Here is a 14,924-nt window from a genome sequence, read left to right on the forward strand (position 1 = left end):
CGGTTGACACGGCCGTACGCCCAGGGCGAACGCTTCGATCATGGCCGGTGTTCCCCGGGCCGCCCGCCCGCGGACGTGCCCGCATGGTCATCGCCGGCTGCCACCTCACGCCAAACTTTGCCTCAACAGTTCCAACGCGGCGCGCACCGACGCGGTTCGCACGGCGGCCCGATCACCCTCGAACCGGTGAGTCCGCACCTGCCGCACCCCGGGCCCGGCGAGCCCGATGTGCACCGTCCCCGGAGCGACCCCGTCCTGGTCGTCGGGACCGGCGACGCCGGTCAGGCCGAGGCCCCAGTCCGCGCCACAGCGCTCCCGCGCGCCCGTGGCGAGCTGGGCGGCGACCTCCGGATGCACCGCGCCGTGCTCGGCCAGCAGCCGCGGATCGACGCCGGCCAGCCGCGCCTTGAGCTCCGTCGCGTACACCACCAAGCCGCCGCGGACGGCCCTGCTCGACCCGGGCACCTCGGTCAGCGTGGCACAGACCAGACCCGCCGTGAGCGACTCCGCGGTGGCGACGGTCTCACCGCGCTCGATCAGCGCCGACACCACCTCGGCGATCACGCCCTCGCCGCCGTCCGCAGGCGGACCGCCTGGAACACGTAGTCGATGCCCGTCACCACCGTGAGGACCAGCGCGGCACCCAACAACGTCCAGTTTAGCCCCGTCACCGTGGTGGGAAGCGGTAGCAGGAACACCACGATCGCGGCGATCTGCGTCAACGTCTTCGCCTTGCCGCCGCGGCTGGCCGGGATCACGCCGTACCGGATGACCCAGAACCGCAGCAGGGTCACCCCGATCTCGCGCACCGCGATCACGATGGTGGCCCACCAGGGCAACTCGCCGAGCAGACTCAGCCCCACCAGCGCGGCGCCGATCAGCGCCTTGTCCGCGATCGGGTCGGCGATCTTGCCGAAGTCGGTGATCAGGCCGTAGCGGCGGGCGACCCAGCCGTCTACCTGGTCGGTGAGCGAAGCGATCGCGAACAGCGCCGTCGCCACCGAACGCCACCACACGTCGTGCCCGCCCCCGGCGAACAGCGCCAGCACGAACACCGGCACCAGGACCATCCGGGACAGCGTGAGCAGGTTCGCCACGTTGAGGGTGGGAACGGCGCGCGGTTCCGGTTTGCCATCGCCGGGCAGATCGCGGTTCTCCACCGTCATGCCCGCTTCTCCGCGAGTTCGCGCGCGAGGGCGATTCGGGAGCCGCGACTCGATACCGGGCTACTCATCTGTCGGCGTCCGGGCGCACGATGAGGTCCACACCCTCGCTGTCCACCACACGGCAGCGGACGATCTCCCCGATCTGCACATCGTCGGCGTCGATCAGCACGCAGGCGCCGTCGACCTCCGGCGCCTGATGGGCCGCGCGGCCGACGACCTCGTCCTCGACCTCCTCGACGAGCACGTCGACCGACTCGCCGACCCGTTCCTCGGCGCGCTGCGCGGTCAGCTCCTCGACCAGCCCGGAGATGCGCGCGACCCGCTTGGCGATCACTTCCTCGTCGAGCTTGCCGTCGAAACCCTCGGCTTCGGTGCCGTCCTCGTCGGAGTAGCCGAACACCCCGACGGCATCCAGCCGCGCCTTGGAGAGGAAGCGCTCCAGCTCGTCGACGTCGGCTTCGGTCTCGCCCGGAAATCCCACGATCACGTTGGTGCGGATACCCGCCGCCGGTGCGAATTCACGGATCTGGTCGATGAGCGCGAGGAAGGACGCGGTGGAGCCGAACCGGCGCATCCGCCGCAGCACCGCCTCACTGGCGTGCTGGAACGACAGGTCGAAGTAGGCGGCCACGCCCGGGGTGGTGGCGATGGCCCGCACCAGGTCCGGGCGGGTCTCGGCCGGTTGCAGGTAGGACACCCGCACCCGGTCGATGCCCTCGATGCCGGCCAGCCGGGGCAGCAGGCGCTCCAGGGCGCGTGTGCCGCCGTGCGCGCGCCCGAAATCCTTGCCGTACGACGTGGAGTTCTCGCTGACCAGGAACAGTTCCCGGACTCCCTGGCCGGCCAGCCAGGCCGCCTCGGCCAGGATCTCCTCCGGCGGCCGGGAGACGAACGAGCCGCGGAACGACGGGATCGCGCAGAAGGAACACCGGCGGTCGCAACCCGACGCGATCTTCAGCGACGCCACCGGGGAGTCGTCCAGGCGGGCGCGCAGCACACGCGGTCCCCAGCCGTGGCCGGGGACGGTGACCCCGGCGCTCGCGGCAGGCCGCGCCACGGGTGTGATCGGCAGCAGGGTGCGCCGGTCGACCGGCACGTGCGCGGCGATCTGCTGGCCGGCCGCGACCTCGCCGAGCCGCTCGGCCAGGTCCGGATAGTGATCGAAACCGAGCACCGCGTCGGCTTCCGGCAGGCTCTCCGCCAGCTCGGCGCCGTAGCGTTCGGCCATGCAGCCGACCGCGACCACCTTCGCCCCGGTGTCCGCGGCGGCGAGCAGGGTGTCCACCGAGTCCTTCTTCGCCGACTCGACGAAGCCACAGGTGTTCACCACCACCACGTCGGCGGACTCCGGATCGTCGGCCAGCTCCCAGCCCCCGGCGGCCAGCCGGCCGGCCAGTTCCTCGGAGTCGACCTCGTTGCGGGCACAGCCCAGGGTCAAAAGAGAGACGCGGCGAGGGGAAGACACGCCAGTCAGGGTAGCTGGCCGGGCAGATCGGCGAGCGTCAGCAGGGTCAGGTCCTCGTCGGCCAGGTCCGCCAGATCGACCTCGGGACCGGCCAGCCGCATCGCCTGCGCGCTGATGGCCTGCTCCAGCAGGCCGCGCGCCGAGCGACCGTTCGCGAAGCCCTTGCCCCTGTCGATCCCGGCCATCACGGCCACCAGGGCCGCGTCGAGTTCGGGCGCGAGCTGGTAGCCCTGCTTGGCGGCCATCGACCGGAAGATCGCGGCGAGCTCGTCATCGGTGTAGTCAGGGAAGGAGACCGAGCCGCCGAACCGGGACCGCAGTCCCTCGTTGGCGTCGAGGAACTGCTCCATGTCGCCCGGGTATCCGGCGGCGATGACGATCAGGTCGTCACGATGGTTCTCCATCTGCACCAGCAGCTCGGCGATCGCCTCCTTGCCATAGGCGTCCTCACCGTTGCCGTACTGCTGCATCAGGTTGTACGCCTCGTCGATGAACAGCAGGCCGCCGATCGCCCGCTCGCACACCTCGCGCGTCTTCGGCGCGGTCTGGCCCAGGTACTGCCCGACCAGATCCGGGCGCGCCACCTCGACGAGATGCCCGGACGGCAGCACCCCGAGCTCCCGGTAGAGCTGGCCCATCAGGCGCGCGACCGTGGTCTTCGCACTCCCGGGATTGCCGACGAACAACAGGTGCCTGCTCTTCGGCGCGACCGGCAGGCCGGCCTGGCGCCGGCGCGCGTCCAGCCGGGTTTCCGCGACCAGTGCCCGGACCCGCTGCTTCACCGGTGCCAGCCCGATCAAGCCGTCGAGCTCGGCCAAGAGCTCTTCCAGGCTGCGGCGGGGTCCCGCGTCGTCGGCCTGCCCGACCCCGGCCTCGCCCGTGCCGGGCAGGTCCTCGGGCACCAGCAACGAGAGCGCGGCGGCGTCGGCCCCTGGCTGGGCCGCCAGCCGGGTGGACTGGTTGGCGATCGTCGACTCGAGCAGTCCGCGCGCCGAACGTCCGTTGGCGAAACCGCGGCCACGCGGAATCCGGCGAATCGCCTCCGGCAACACCCTGGAGAATTCCTCCGACAGCTCATAACCCTGGTTTTTCGCGATCAGTTCGAAGATCTTGGCGAGTTCTTCGTTGGTGTAGTCCGGGAAATCCACCTTGCCGCCGAACCGGGACCGCAACCCCGGGTTCGACTCCATGAACTCGTCCATCTCCTTCGGATAACCGGCCGCGAACACGATGAAATCGTCGCGGTGGTTTTCCATCTGGAGCAACAACTCGGTGACCGCTTCCTTTCCGAAGTCGTCGCTCTCATCGGAGACCAGGTTGTACGCCTCGTCCAGGAACAGCACCCCGCCCATGGCGCGTTCGCAGACGGCCCGGGTCTTCGGGGAGGTCTGGCCCACGTATTCACCGACCAGATCGGATCGCGTCACCTCGACCACCTGCCCCTTGGGCAGCACGCCGAGGCCGCGGTAGATCTGCGCGACCAGCCGGGCCACCGTGGTCTTCGCGGTGCCGGGATTGCCGGTGAACACCAGGTGCCGGCTGCGCGCCGCGACCGGGAGCCCGGCCTGCCTGCGCTGCGCGTCGACGGTCATTTCGTTGGCCAGTTGCCGCACCCGCTGCTTCACCGATTCCAGACCGATCATGGCGTCCAGTTCGGCGAGCAGTTCCTCGATCGACTTCTCGCCCTGGTTCCGTTGCCTGGTGATCGCCGCGAGCTGTTCGATATCGGCGAGTTCGATACGCACGGCACCGTCGGCGCCCACGCCGCGACCGAGCGCGTTCTGGCTCACGGCGGCGAGCAGGGACTCGATTTCGCGGGCATCGGTGGCGTCGCCGCCGTCGTGCGCCAACGCGGCGAGGCGCTCACGCGCCTCGGGCGCCAGTACCAACGACCGCTCCGCGGCGAGGATGTCGACCATCGCCGAAACCGCCGGCGGCTGCGACAGGTCCGGCATCCGGTAGATGAGCAACCTCGGCACCAGCCCGGCCGCGTGGGTCTGGAGCTGGTCGAGGAAGTCCTCGGTGCCGGCCAGCACGACGAGGCGGCAGCTTTCCTGGTCGTGTGCCAGTTCGCCGAGATAGTCCGCGAGGCCGCCCGACTTCCCGCCGAACAGCGCGTCGGCTTCTTCGACGAGCATCGCCGGGGGGTCGAAACTGCTGTCGCAATCGCCGATGAAATGCCGCAGCACCGCATCGGTGGGCCAGTCGTCACGGTTGGTGTCGAGCAGCAGGTCCGGTGCCGGCGTGACCCGCTGACCGCCGAACCCCACCTCGGCGCCCTCCAGCGCCGCGACCATGCCGCGGAAAAGCCGTCGCTGGCCGGTGTGCGGACTGCCGACCAGCAGGACCAGCGGGTTGGGCTGCCGTTGTTCCTTGGCTTCCAGCTCGAACCGGCGCTGCGCCTCCTGCCGCTGGCGATCCCACTCCTGGTACGCCTGGTCATAGGCCTGCTTCTGCTGCTCCCAGAACTGGTACTGCTGCTGCCACTGGCGGTACGCCTGCTCGTACTCCTCCTGATGCTTGCGCCCCTCCCGCCATTTGAGGGCGCGATTGCCCGCGGCCAGCATGTCCAGCGTGACGGAGCGGCTGTGCCGGGCCATGTCGCCGAGCAGCCCGCCGGAATTCTCCTCCTGCGTGGGCGGTGTGGGCTCGGGCGGCGGGGGCGGCGGCTCGGCCGGTGGAGGGGTCTGCGCCGGGGCCTCACCCGGGTGGCGCGTGCGGTCGGCCCAGCTGACGATCCGCACCACCTTGGCGACGAACTCGCCGACCGGCTCCCCGGTGCAGACGAACCGCGATCCGGTGGCCAGCTGTGCCACGGCGGGCACGGAGCTGGCACGCGATGGCAGTGCCGTGGGGGCCGGCTGTCCGCTTTGCGGCGCGGCCAACGGCGGCGGGCCGCTCGGTTGCGGCGCAGGTGGTGAGCTAGTTTGCGGCAACGGTGGCGGGCCGCTGAGTTGCGGCGCAGGCGGTGGGCTACTTTGCGGCAGGGGCGGCGGGCCGCTGGGTTGCGGCGGCAGGGGCGGCGGGCCGCTCTGCGGCGCGGGTGCCGGGGTGGGCCCGCTGGGCGGGCCGGAGGCCGGCGGCGGGAGCGGCATGGGGCGGCTGGCGCTCCGGTAGCGGGGGTCCAGGGGCGGCTGGCCGAACTGCCAGGCCATCCCCTGGCGGGCCCACTGCCACGGACGGCCGGGAACGAGCAGCCAGGCCACGCCATCCGGTGCTCGCAGCATCGTCGTGCGACCCATCGCGGCCTGCCGTTCCGCGTCGAGAAACGGATCCCATCCGGCGCGAGTCAATCGTCCCCCCAACCGTTTTCGCGATGCATCGCCTGGCAGCATACGAGCACTCGACGACGTGGCGGAACCCACCGCGACAACGCCGGTACCGTCCGGATACTGTCGAACGGTGCGGCACCAACCCCCGACCAGTGTGGCGATCCGGCGAGCCCGGATCGCCGACGTCCGCAAGATAAAGGCGCTGGTCGACGCGGACGCCGGGCGGGTGCTGCTGGAAAAGGAACTGGTGACCCTGTACGAGGACGTGCAGGAGTTCTGGGTGGCCGATTCGCGCGGCGAGATTCTCGGCTGCGGCGCCCTGCACGTGCTGTGGGAGGACCTCGCCGAGATCCGCACGGTGGCGGTGGACAAGGCGGCGCGCGGCCAGGGGATCGGGCACGCCCTCGTCGGGGCGCTCGTCGAACTCGCGGTGGAACTGGGGCTGCGCCGGGTTTTCGTCCTCACTTTCGAAACGCATTTCTTCGCCGCACACGGCTTCCGGGAGATCGACGGCACCCCGGTGCCGCAGTCGGTTTACGAGCAGATGCGGCATTCGATCGACCCCGGGGTCGCGGAGTTCCTCGAACTCCCTTACGCGAAGCCGAACACGCTCGGAAACACGCGCATGCTCCTCGAGCTTTGAGGTCCGCCGGCCCAGCCCCGTCACGACTCCCCCGCTACGCGCTGGTTGCCGGGCGCCGCTGCTGGCGGATCAAGATCGCGACGAAGACGCTCAGGACGAGGCAGAGGATGCTGATCCCGAGCTGGGTCAGCTGCCAGGACCAGGTGAAGGCTTCGAGTTCGCCGGCGGACTGTTCGCCGAGCCGTCCGGAACTGACGGCGGCGGCATGTGTTGCGTCGCCGAGCTTGCTGGACAGGAGTCCGAGAAGGGACGCGCTGAAGCCGGCGATGACCAGCGCTTCGGCGGCACCGCGAAGGGTGTTGAGGAACCCTGCGGCCATGCCTACCGAATCCGGCGGGACGAGGCTCATCGCCTGACCGTCGGTGATGCCGAAGGACGCTCCCATGCCGATGCCGATCATGAGCAGTGGTGCGGCGACGACTGCGACGGTGTTCTCGGGTCGCAGCGCCATGAGCCAGAAGTTCCCGCCCACCACGAGCGCGAGCGCGATCATGATGACCACTCGTGCGGAAACTCCCTTGTTCACCAGCGTGACGGCGATCATCGGCAGTACCAGCACCGGTGCGGTCAACAACAGCATCGCAACACCCGCGACTGCCGGGGTCAGGCCGGTCGCGGCCTGGAGGTAGGTGGGCAGGAACACCAGCACGCCGAGGAATCCGATCGACGTCGTCAAGGTGGCCAGGCTCCACCCCATGAACCCGCGGTTCGACACCAGTGCGGGCGCCAGCACCGGTGAGGTGCTGCGTCGCTGCACGATCGCGAACACGACCAGGGCACACAGGCCGACGACCAGAGACAGCACGATGCGGGAGCCGCCCCATCCAGTGGCGGGCGCTTCGAGGACGGCGAACATCAGGATGGACAGGGCAGCGATGAACAGGACGCTGCCGAGCCAATCCGTGGCGCCGCCGGGCGAGCGTGACTCGTGGACCCGGATGGCACCGAACGCGACGAGCAGGCCGACGCCGGCGAAGACGATGAAGCTGCCGCGCCAGCCGGTGGCGGTGATCAGCAGGCCGGAGAGGGTCGGTCCGACCGCGATGCCGATCCCGGCCATGGTGCCCATCAGCGCGAATGCGCGGTTGCGTGCTGCGCCGTGGTAAGCAGCGGCGAGGATCGCTCCACCTGCCGCCATGATGCCCGCACCGCCGGCTCCCGAGATGACCCGGGCGACGTCCGTGAGCACGATCGAGGGACTCAGCGCGGTGGCGAGAAACCCGATGGAGAAGACCGCGGCCGCGATGATGAAGACCCGGCGTCGGCCGATCCGGTCCGCGGCCGAACCTGCCACCAGGGTCATGGCGGCGAAGGCCAGGTTGTAGCCGGCGACGACCCAGTTCAGCGGTGACCCCGAGGCGTCGAGGTCGATGCCGATGCCGGGCAGGGCCACCGCGGTTCCCGAGATGGACATCGCCACCAGCACGACGCCGACGAGCACCACGGTGAGGGTCAGTTGTGCGGGTCTGACGGTGGCTTCAGGGGCTGCGGCCGTGCCTGGCGTGCTCATGGTGACTCGCTTTCGATGATCAAGAGACGTTGCATCGCGAGCCCATCAGCTGAACCGCCGTTGAGGTCAAGTCCTCGCTTACGGTGCAGGCGTCACCCGTCGGCACTTCGAGATCACTTGACCTCAACCATGGTTGAGGTCCTAGCGTGGGTCCAGTCCGCACTACTGGTTAGGAACGACATGCAGGTCAGTTCGACCGATCACCTCACCATCGGCGAGGTGACCAGGCGAACCGGGGTGCCCGCTTCCGCACTCCATTTCTACGAGCGCAAGGGCCTGATCTTCACCACCCGCAACGGTGGCAACCAACGGATCTACGAGCGCCACATGCTGCGCCGGATCTCCCTGATCATCGTCGCCAAGCGGCTCGGCATTCCGCTCGCCGACCTGGCGGCCGCGTTCGCCACGCTGCCTGGAGACCACGCGCCCACCCAGGAGGACTGGCAGCGGGTGTCGCGGACCTGGAAGCGGCAGCTCCAGGAACGCCGCCAGATCCTGGAGAACCTCGAGCACGAGCTCACCGGCTGCATCGGGTGCGGATGCCTGTCGATGAAGGCGTGCGCGCTGTTGAACCCGTACGACACGTTGCAGGAAGACGGCCCGGGCCCGGTGCGGTTGCAGGATCCACCTCGGCGCAAACCGTCCCGTCGTGCAACACGGCGATGAGCCGGGCTCAGCTCTCGGGTGGATTGCCGCCGCGAATGAGGAGGATGACCGAATCGAGCTCGTCCGGTTTGACCAGCACGTCACGCGCCTTCGAGCCCTCCGATGGCCCGACCACCCCGCGGCTCTCCAGCAGGTCCATCAGCCGGCCCGCCTTGGCGAAACCGACGCGCAGCTTCCGTTGCAGCATCGACGTCGAGCCGAACTGCGAGGTCACCACGAGCTCGGCGGCCTGGAGCAGCACGTCGAGGTCGTCGCCGATATCCGGGTCGATCTCCTTGGCCTCACCCGGTTTGGCCGCGGTGACGCCATCGGTGTAGTCCGGCTGCGCCTGTTCCTTCGTGAAGTTCACGATCGCGGAGATCTCGTCGTCGCCGACGTAGGCGCCCTGGACGCGGATCGGCTTGCCCGCGCCCATCGGCAGGTACAGCCCGTCGCCCATGCCGATCAGCTTCTCCGCGCCCGGCTGGTCGAGGATGACCCGCGAGTCGGTCAGCGACGACGTCGCGAACGCCAACCGGGACGGCACGTTCGTCTTGATCAGGCCGGTGACCACGTCCACCGACGGCCGCTGGGTCGCCAGCACCAGGTGGATGCCGGCGGCGCGCGCCTTCTGCGTGATCCGGACGATGGCGTCCTCCACGTCGCGCGGCGCGGTCATCATGAGGTCGGCGAGCTCGTCGACGATCGCCAGGATGTAGGGATACGGCCGGTACTCGCGTTCGCTGCCCGGCGGCGCGGTGATCTCTCCGGAGCGCACCTTCTTGTTGAAGTCGTCGATGTGCCGCACCCGGTTGGCCTGCATGTCCTGGTAGCGCTGCTCCATCTCCTCCACCAGCCAGGCGAGCGCGGCGGCCGCCTTCTTCGGCTGGGTGATGATGGGCGTGATCAGGTGCGGGATGCCCTCGTACGGGGTCAGCTCGACCATCTTCGGGTCGACGAGGATCATCCGGCATTCGTCCGGCGTCGCCCGCGCCAGCAGCGAGACCAGCATCGAGTTGACGAAGCTCGACTTACCGGAGCCGGTCGACCCGGCGACCAGCAGGTGCGGCATCTTCGTCAGGTTGGTGGTGACGAAGTTGCCCTCGATGTCCTTGCCCAGCCCGATGACCATCGGGTGGTTGTCCTTGGCCGCCTTCGACGAGCGCAGCACGTCACCGAGTCGCACCATCTCGCGGTCGGAGTTGGGCACCTCGATCCCGACCGCCGACTTGCCCGGGATCGGCGCGAGCAGGCGCACGTTGTCGGTGGCCACGGCGTAGGCGATGTTCTTGGTCAGCGCGGTGATCTTCTCGACCTTCACACCCGGCCCGAGCTCGACCTCGTACCGGGTCACCGTCGGCCCCCGGGTGAACCCGGTGACCTGCGCGTCGACGTTGAACTGTTCGAGCACGCCGGTGATCGCCTCGATCATCAGGTCGTTGGCCTTGCTGCGCGTCTTCGGCGCATCCCCGAGCTGGAGCAGATCCGGCGTCGGAAGCCGGTAGTCGCCCTCGACGGTCCGGGTGACCGCGAGCGGCGGATCGGCCTGCTCGGTCTTCTTCGGCTTCTTTTCCGGCACCTGCTCGGGTTTGACCTTCGGCGGGCGGGGCGCGGGCGCCTCGGCGGCCGCCGGTTCGAGCTCGAGCTGCTCACCCGCGCCGCTGGCCTGCCGCCGCCGCGACGGTTTACGCAGCCGCTTCGTGGTGGGGTCGGCATCGGTGACCGCGTCGCGCCCGGAGTCCGGCTCGCCGCGATCCCGGCCTTCCCCGGCCTCCCGCATGGCCTCGACCTCTTCGGGATCGAGGCCCCATTCACGCAGGCGCTGGGGAATCTCGCGGATTCTGGTGCCGGTGAACACGAGCACGCCGTAGATGAGCGCCAGCACCAGCAGCGGCGCCACGACCCACGACGTCAAGCCGCCCGCCAGGAAGCGGCCGGACAGTGAGCCGAGCACGCCGCCGGCGTACATCCGGTCCTCGTTGTCGATCGGCATGTGGTTGAACAGGTCCAGCAAACCCAGCAGCGCGAAGGTGATCAGCAGGGTGCCGATGGTCATCCTGGGCCGGGTCTCCGGATCCGGTTCGGTGCGCATCAGGGCGATCCCGGTGACCACCAGCGCCAGCGGGAGGATCACCGCGCCCGCGCCGAACACCGTCCGGGTGGCCACCTCGACGTAGTGGCCGACCGGACCGGCGGCGCGCCACCACACCCCGGCCGCGAGCACCACGGCCAGCGCGATCAGCGCGAGCGCCAGCCCATCCCGGCGGTGCTCCGGTTCCAGTTCGCGGCCGCGGCCGGCGGTGCGGACGAGCTTGCCCGATCCGCGGGCGAGCAGCGTCCAGCCACCGCGCACCGCCTTGCTGACCGTCGGCTGCTTGCGGCGTGACGCGCCAGCGCGCGGTTTGGCGCCAGCGCGCGGTTTGGCGCCGGCGCGCGGTTTGGCGGCCCCGCGCGACTTTCGCGCCGGGCTCCGGCCGCCGCTGCTGCGCTTCGTCGCATTACTCCTTCTGGTCGCGGAACGGCTCGCCATGGTCTCTACGGTAGCCGCTCCAGCCCCATCAGCCCCGCATGCCACTCACGTTCCCGGCTCTGTTTTGTGGGGGCTCCGCCTCCACACCCCGGCTGGGGGGAGCCCCGGGCCCCTGAGCCATCCCGGTGAAACCCGGCCTTTCACCGCTGCCGGCAACGCCTTCTGCAATGCTCTGCGACATGTTCGCGCTTCACCACGACGAAAACCACCAGGCGCGCCGACGGACCCCGGCGGTCTGGCGGACGCTGTCGCGCATAGACAGCGGCCTGGTCAGCCTGGCCGGACGACTGCGGGTGACGGGCCGCATCCCGGCCGCGCTGCGGGGCCGGCCGCTACTGCTGGCGGCCAACCACATCGGCGTGTTCGACCCGTTCGTGCTGATCGCGGCCTGCCGCCGGATCGGCTGTATGCCCCGGTTCATGCTCGCGGGCGGGATCCTGGACGCGCCGGTGATCGGGCCCGCGCTGCGCGCCAGCGGGCACCTGCGCGTCGACCGCGGCAAGGCGAGCGCCGTCGAGCAGTTCGCGCAGGCGGTCGAGGAGATGCGCACCACGACCAGCCCGATCCTGGTCTATCCCGAGGGCCGGATCAGCCACGACCCCGGGCTGTGGCCGGAGCGCGGGAAGACCGGCGCGGCGCGGCTGGCGCTCGCGGCGAACGTGCCGGTGGTGCCGATCAGCCAGTGGGGCGCGCACGAGGCCGTCTACTGGGGCACGGAGCGGGTGGAGGGCCCGGCCGATCTCATGCCGCTGGCCCGTTCCGGCCTCACCGCGCCGCTGCGCCGGCCGACGTTCCGGGTGCATTTCGGGGCGCCGGTGGACCTGTCCGACATCGACGCCGCGCAACCGGGCGCGGCGATGCGCGCCCACGCCAGGATCATGCGGGCGATCACCAAGGGTCTGATCCCGTTGCGCGCCGACGAGCCGGACCTGCCGCGCTTCCGCGACCCGACGCGGCCCACGGACAAGCTCAGCCCGTGGCGTCCGTGACGTTTCCAATCCTTTTTGGACACCATGGGTCGTAACCGGCCAGCAGGCATCGCCGGTTATGTGGCGGACAATTTCCGTACCACGTAAAGGAGTCTGCCACGTAAGCTTGCGCCGTGATCGCCGAACTGCCCTCCCGCGCCCCGGCGGTCCTGCCACATCGCGGGCGGGGCACGACCCTCATTCTCACCTCCTCGGTCTTCTTCGGCGGCTCGGGCGCGCTCGCCAAGCCGGCCATGCTGGCCGGGTTGTCGCCGGAGCAGGTCGCCGCGGCGCGGATCGGTGGCGCGGCGCTGATGCTGACGATCTGCGTGGCGCTGTTCCGGCCGGCGTTGCTCCGGGTGCGCCGGACCGAATGGCCGTGGCTGGCCGGCTACGGCCTGCTGGCCGTGGCCGGGGTGCAGTTGTGCTACTTCGTCGCCGCCGCGCGCCTGCCGGTCGGCATCGCGATCGTGCTGGAGTTCGCCTCCCCGGTGCTGATCGCGCTGTGGACGCGGTTCGTGCGCAGGACGCGGCTGCCCCGTGCCATGTGGGGCGGGATCGGGCTGGCCATGCTCGGGCTGGCGCTGGTCGCCCAGGTCTGGCAGGGGCTGCGCCTGGACGCGCCGGGCCTGCTCGCCGGGCTCGGCGCGGCGGTCTGCTCGGCCGCCTACTTCCTGCTCGGCGCGCGCGGCGTGCCCACCAAGCCGCCGCTGGGCATGGTGACCTGGGGAATGATCGTCGGCGCGGTCGTGGTGTGCACGCTGGCCCCGCCCTGGACACTGCCCAGCGCGGTGCTGACCGCGCCCGCGCGGTTCGGGCCCTGGCATCCGCCGGTCTGGCTGCTGCTTGCCGCCCTCGCGCTGCTCTCCACGGTTCTGGCCTACCTCCTCGGCATCACGGCGTTACGTCACCTGCCGGCGCCGGTGGCGTCCGTGCTCGGGCTGCTCGAGCCGCTGGTGGCGACCGCCGGCGCGTGGGCGCTGCTCGGCGAAACACTGGCCTGGGTGCAGGCTCTCGGCGCAGCCGCGCTGCTCGGCGGCGCCTTGCTCGTGCAGCTCAACCCGCCCGCGGCGCACCCGGCCGTCACTGGCCGGGGTCGCTGAGGGCGGCGAGAGCGCTGTAGAAGACGTCGGAGATCTTGGCCGGGTCCGGCGTGATGAACGTCTTTCCGCCGGTGACGTCGGTGATCGCGGTCAGTTCGCCGCGGTCGACGTCCGGCCCGAGGCCGATGCCGATGATCTCGACCGGCCGGCTCCGATCGGCCAGCGCGGACAGCTGCGTGAGCAGATCGCCGCGAGTGATCCCGTGCGGGTCGTCGTTATGCCCGTCGGTCAGCACGATGACCAGGTTCAGCTTGCCGGGTTCCCATTCCTCCCGCGCCCGCTGGTAGGCCGCCAGCACGCTGTCGTACAGGCCGGTCCCGCCGTTCGGGGTCGCGCGGATCGCCCGGATCCGGTCCATCGAGCCGTTGGTCAGCTGCTTGCCCACCTCCGACATCGGCACGATCTCGCGGTAGTCCTTGTCGCCGTCGAGGTTGGTCGAGAACGTCCAGACCGACACCTCCGAAGTCGGTTTGAACAGGTTCAGCCCGCGCGCGGCGGCGTCCAGGCTGAGCTGCAACCGGGTCTTTCCGCCGGATTTGGGCACGAGGGCGTTCATCGAACCGGACACGTCGATGAGCACCCTCGCCCGCGAGCTCTGGTTCACCTTGGCCCACTGGTTCAGCAGGGTGTCGAGGTCACCGTCGCCGGGCATCCGGGTGACCGCCTGGGGCAGCACCGAGACACGCTCGGCCGGCGAAGGATTCCGCAGCGCGCGACCGTCCGGCCCACGGAAGCCGGTTTCGCCCAGGGCCGTCTGACCGTCCGGGCCGAGCAGCGCGCTCAGCAGTTTGCCGGCGCCTTCGCGCTGGGCTGTTCCGGGCCCGGACAGGATCGTGAACGGGTAGTCCAGCGACGGGATCGGCTTGGGCGGATAAACCGCGACCAGGCGCTCCTGCCGTCCCGCCGCGCTGTTCCGCATGTTGTATTGCAGCAACGAGTTCTCCGACGTCGGGAACGCGTCGACCGGAGCCTTCGAGCTCCCGGCGCCGGGAAGGCGGGAGTACAGGTCTTCCACCGCGGGCAGGGTGTTCGGCGAAAGCCGGCGCAGCGTCGCGGCGTAGGCGGTCGCCAGGTTGCTCGACGTGATCGACTGCTGCACCCCCAGCAACGCCGACACGCCCACCGGGTCCCGCGCCGGATCGGGCATGCCGAGCGTGATCTCGCCGGCGTTGAGGACATCGGCCCAGCTCGGTGTGCGGCCTGGCCAGCCGAGCGGGGTGGCGGCCTGCTCGGTCACCGCGAACACCACCGCCGAGTTGGCGACGGAGGAACCCGAGGCGGGCAGGTCACCGGCACCCGCCGCGAGCGCCCGCCGCAGGCGCAACGACGACTCCGGGATCCACACGTCCGGGCGAGCGTTGCCGAAGGTGCTGCTCACCGAGCCCTCGATCGCGCCGGGATCGCGCGCGTCCACGCGGAAGCGGTAGCACTCGTCGGCGGCGCTGATGCTCCGCCCGACCTCGCGCACCGCCTCCGCGATCTCCGGCGCGGCCACCACCCGGACATCGGTGGGCTCGTGACAGCCGGCGGATCCGTTGGCGCCGCGGACAACGGTGAACAGCACGGCCACGGCCGTCACCACCATGACCCCGGCAACAAGGAACGGCACGCGCCGCCTCCGT

11 protein-coding genes are annotated in these 14,924 nt (G+C 70.4%); 4 read left to right on the forward strand and 7 right to left on the reverse strand.

Going from position 1 to position 14,924, the window contains the following annotated elements; all coding sequences use genetic code 11:
* Nucleotides 1-105 precede the first annotated feature (105 nt).
* From A3CU_RS0122375 to A3CU_RS49950, 4 genes are all read right to left on the reverse strand, one after another.
* Nucleotides 106-564 (reverse strand): CinA family protein, encoded by a 459-nt coding sequence (locus A3CU_RS0122375; RefSeq protein ID WP_156960492.1) that lies wholly within the window; start codon nt 562-564, stop codon nt 106-108.
* Nucleotides 561-1,166, reverse strand: a complete 606-nt coding sequence (gene pgsA / locus A3CU_RS0122380; RefSeq protein WP_052371990.1) for a CDP-diacylglycerol--glycerol-3-phosphate 3-phosphatidyltransferase — start codon at nt 1,164-1,166, stop codon at nt 561-563. The genes A3CU_RS0122375 and pgsA overlap by 4 nt, the downstream gene beginning before the upstream one ends.
* Nucleotides 1,167-1,230: 64 nt before the next feature.
* Complete coding sequence (gene rimO, locus A3CU_RS0122385; RefSeq protein WP_027944190.1) at nt 1,231-2,631, reverse strand: 30S ribosomal protein S12 methylthiotransferase RimO; 1,401 nt, start codon at nt 2,629-2,631, stop codon at nt 1,231-1,233.
* A 5-nt stretch (nt 2,632-2,636) separates the two neighbouring features.
* A complete protein-coding gene (locus tag A3CU_RS49950) occupies nt 2,637-5,924 on the reverse strand; it encodes an AAA family ATPase (RefSeq protein ID WP_084143590.1) in 3,288 nt (1,095 codons plus the stop codon).
* Between the two features lie 109 nt (nt 5,925-6,033).
* Between A3CU_RS49950 and A3CU_RS0122395 the strand changes: the two genes are divergently transcribed.
* Nucleotides 6,034-6,546 (forward strand): amino-acid N-acetyltransferase, encoded by a 513-nt coding sequence (locus tag A3CU_RS0122395; RefSeq protein ID WP_027944191.1) that lies wholly within the window; start codon nt 6,034-6,036, stop codon nt 6,544-6,546.
* Nucleotides 6,547-6,580: 34 nt separating this feature from the next.
* On the opposite strand, the gene A3CU_RS0122400 is transcribed toward A3CU_RS0122395, so the two are convergent.
* Nucleotides 6,581-8,056: an MFS transporter gene (locus A3CU_RS0122400; RefSeq protein ID WP_027944192.1), complete on the reverse strand. Its 1,476-nt coding sequence runs from the start codon at nt 8,054-8,056 to the stop codon at nt 6,581-6,583.
* Nucleotides 8,057-8,236: 180 nt separating this feature from the next.
* Between A3CU_RS0122400 and soxR the strand changes: the two genes are divergently transcribed.
* On the forward strand, nt 8,237-8,722 hold the full coding sequence (soxR, locus tag A3CU_RS46090) for a redox-sensitive transcriptional activator SoxR (protein WP_052371993.1): 486 nt from the start codon (nt 8,237-8,239) through the stop codon (nt 8,720-8,722).
* A 7-nt stretch (nt 8,723-8,729) separates the two neighbouring features.
* Here the strand turns inward: soxR and A3CU_RS0122410 are convergent, their stop codons facing one another.
* Nucleotides 8,730-11,231: an FtsK/SpoIIIE family DNA translocase gene (locus tag A3CU_RS0122410; RefSeq protein WP_084143592.1), complete on the reverse strand. Its 2,502-nt coding sequence runs from the start codon at nt 11,229-11,231 to the stop codon at nt 8,730-8,732.
* A gap of 179 nt (nt 11,232-11,410) precedes the next feature.
* On the opposite strand from A3CU_RS0122410, the gene A3CU_RS0122415 reads away from it, so the two are divergent.
* Both A3CU_RS0122415 and A3CU_RS46095 read left to right on the forward strand, forming a co-directional pair.
* A complete protein-coding gene (locus tag A3CU_RS0122415; RefSeq protein ID WP_043842149.1) occupies nt 11,411-12,220 on the forward strand; it encodes a lysophospholipid acyltransferase family protein in 810 nt (269 codons plus the stop codon).
* A gap of 113 nt (nt 12,221-12,333) precedes the next feature.
* Complete coding sequence (locus A3CU_RS46095; protein ID WP_043842116.1) at nt 12,334-13,302, forward strand: EamA family transporter; 969 nt, start codon at nt 12,334-12,336, stop codon at nt 13,300-13,302.
* On the opposite strand, the gene A3CU_RS0122425 is transcribed toward A3CU_RS46095, so the two are convergent.
* On the reverse strand, nt 13,283-14,911 hold the full coding sequence (locus tag A3CU_RS0122425) for a substrate-binding and VWA domain-containing protein (RefSeq protein ID WP_156960493.1): 1,629 nt from the start codon (nt 14,909-14,911) through the stop codon (nt 13,283-13,285). The two genes, A3CU_RS46095 and A3CU_RS0122425, sit on opposite strands and share 20 nt — an antisense overlap.
* Nucleotides 14,912-14,924: the final 13 nt, after the last annotated feature.

This window comes from Amycolatopsis taiwanensis DSM 45107 (assembly GCF_000519205.1).
Taxonomy (GTDB): Bacteria; Actinomycetota; Actinomycetes; order Mycobacteriales; family Pseudonocardiaceae; genus Amycolatopsis_E; species Amycolatopsis_E taiwanensis.

Excerpts from the sequence above, each read along its gene's own strand:
- pgsA (WP_052371990.1), bottom strand. The coding sequence starts at position 1,166 with ATGACGGTGGAGAACCGCGATCTGCCCGGCGATGGCAAACCGGAACCG.
- A3CU_RS0122400 (WP_027944192.1), bottom strand. The coding sequence starts at position 8,056 with ATGAGCACGCCAGGCACGGCCGCAGCCCCTGAAGCCACCGTCAGACCC.
- soxR (WP_052371993.1), top strand. The coding sequence starts at position 8,237 with ATGCAGGTCAGTTCGACCGATCACCTCACCATCGGCGAGGTGACCAGG.
- A3CU_RS0122410 (WP_084143592.1), bottom strand. The coding sequence starts at position 11,231 with ATGGCGAGCCGTTCCGCGACCAGAAGGAGTAATGCGACGAAGCGCAGC.
- A3CU_RS0122415 (WP_043842149.1), top strand. The coding sequence starts at position 11,411 with ATGTTCGCGCTTCACCACGACGAAAACCACCAGGCGCGCCGACGGACC.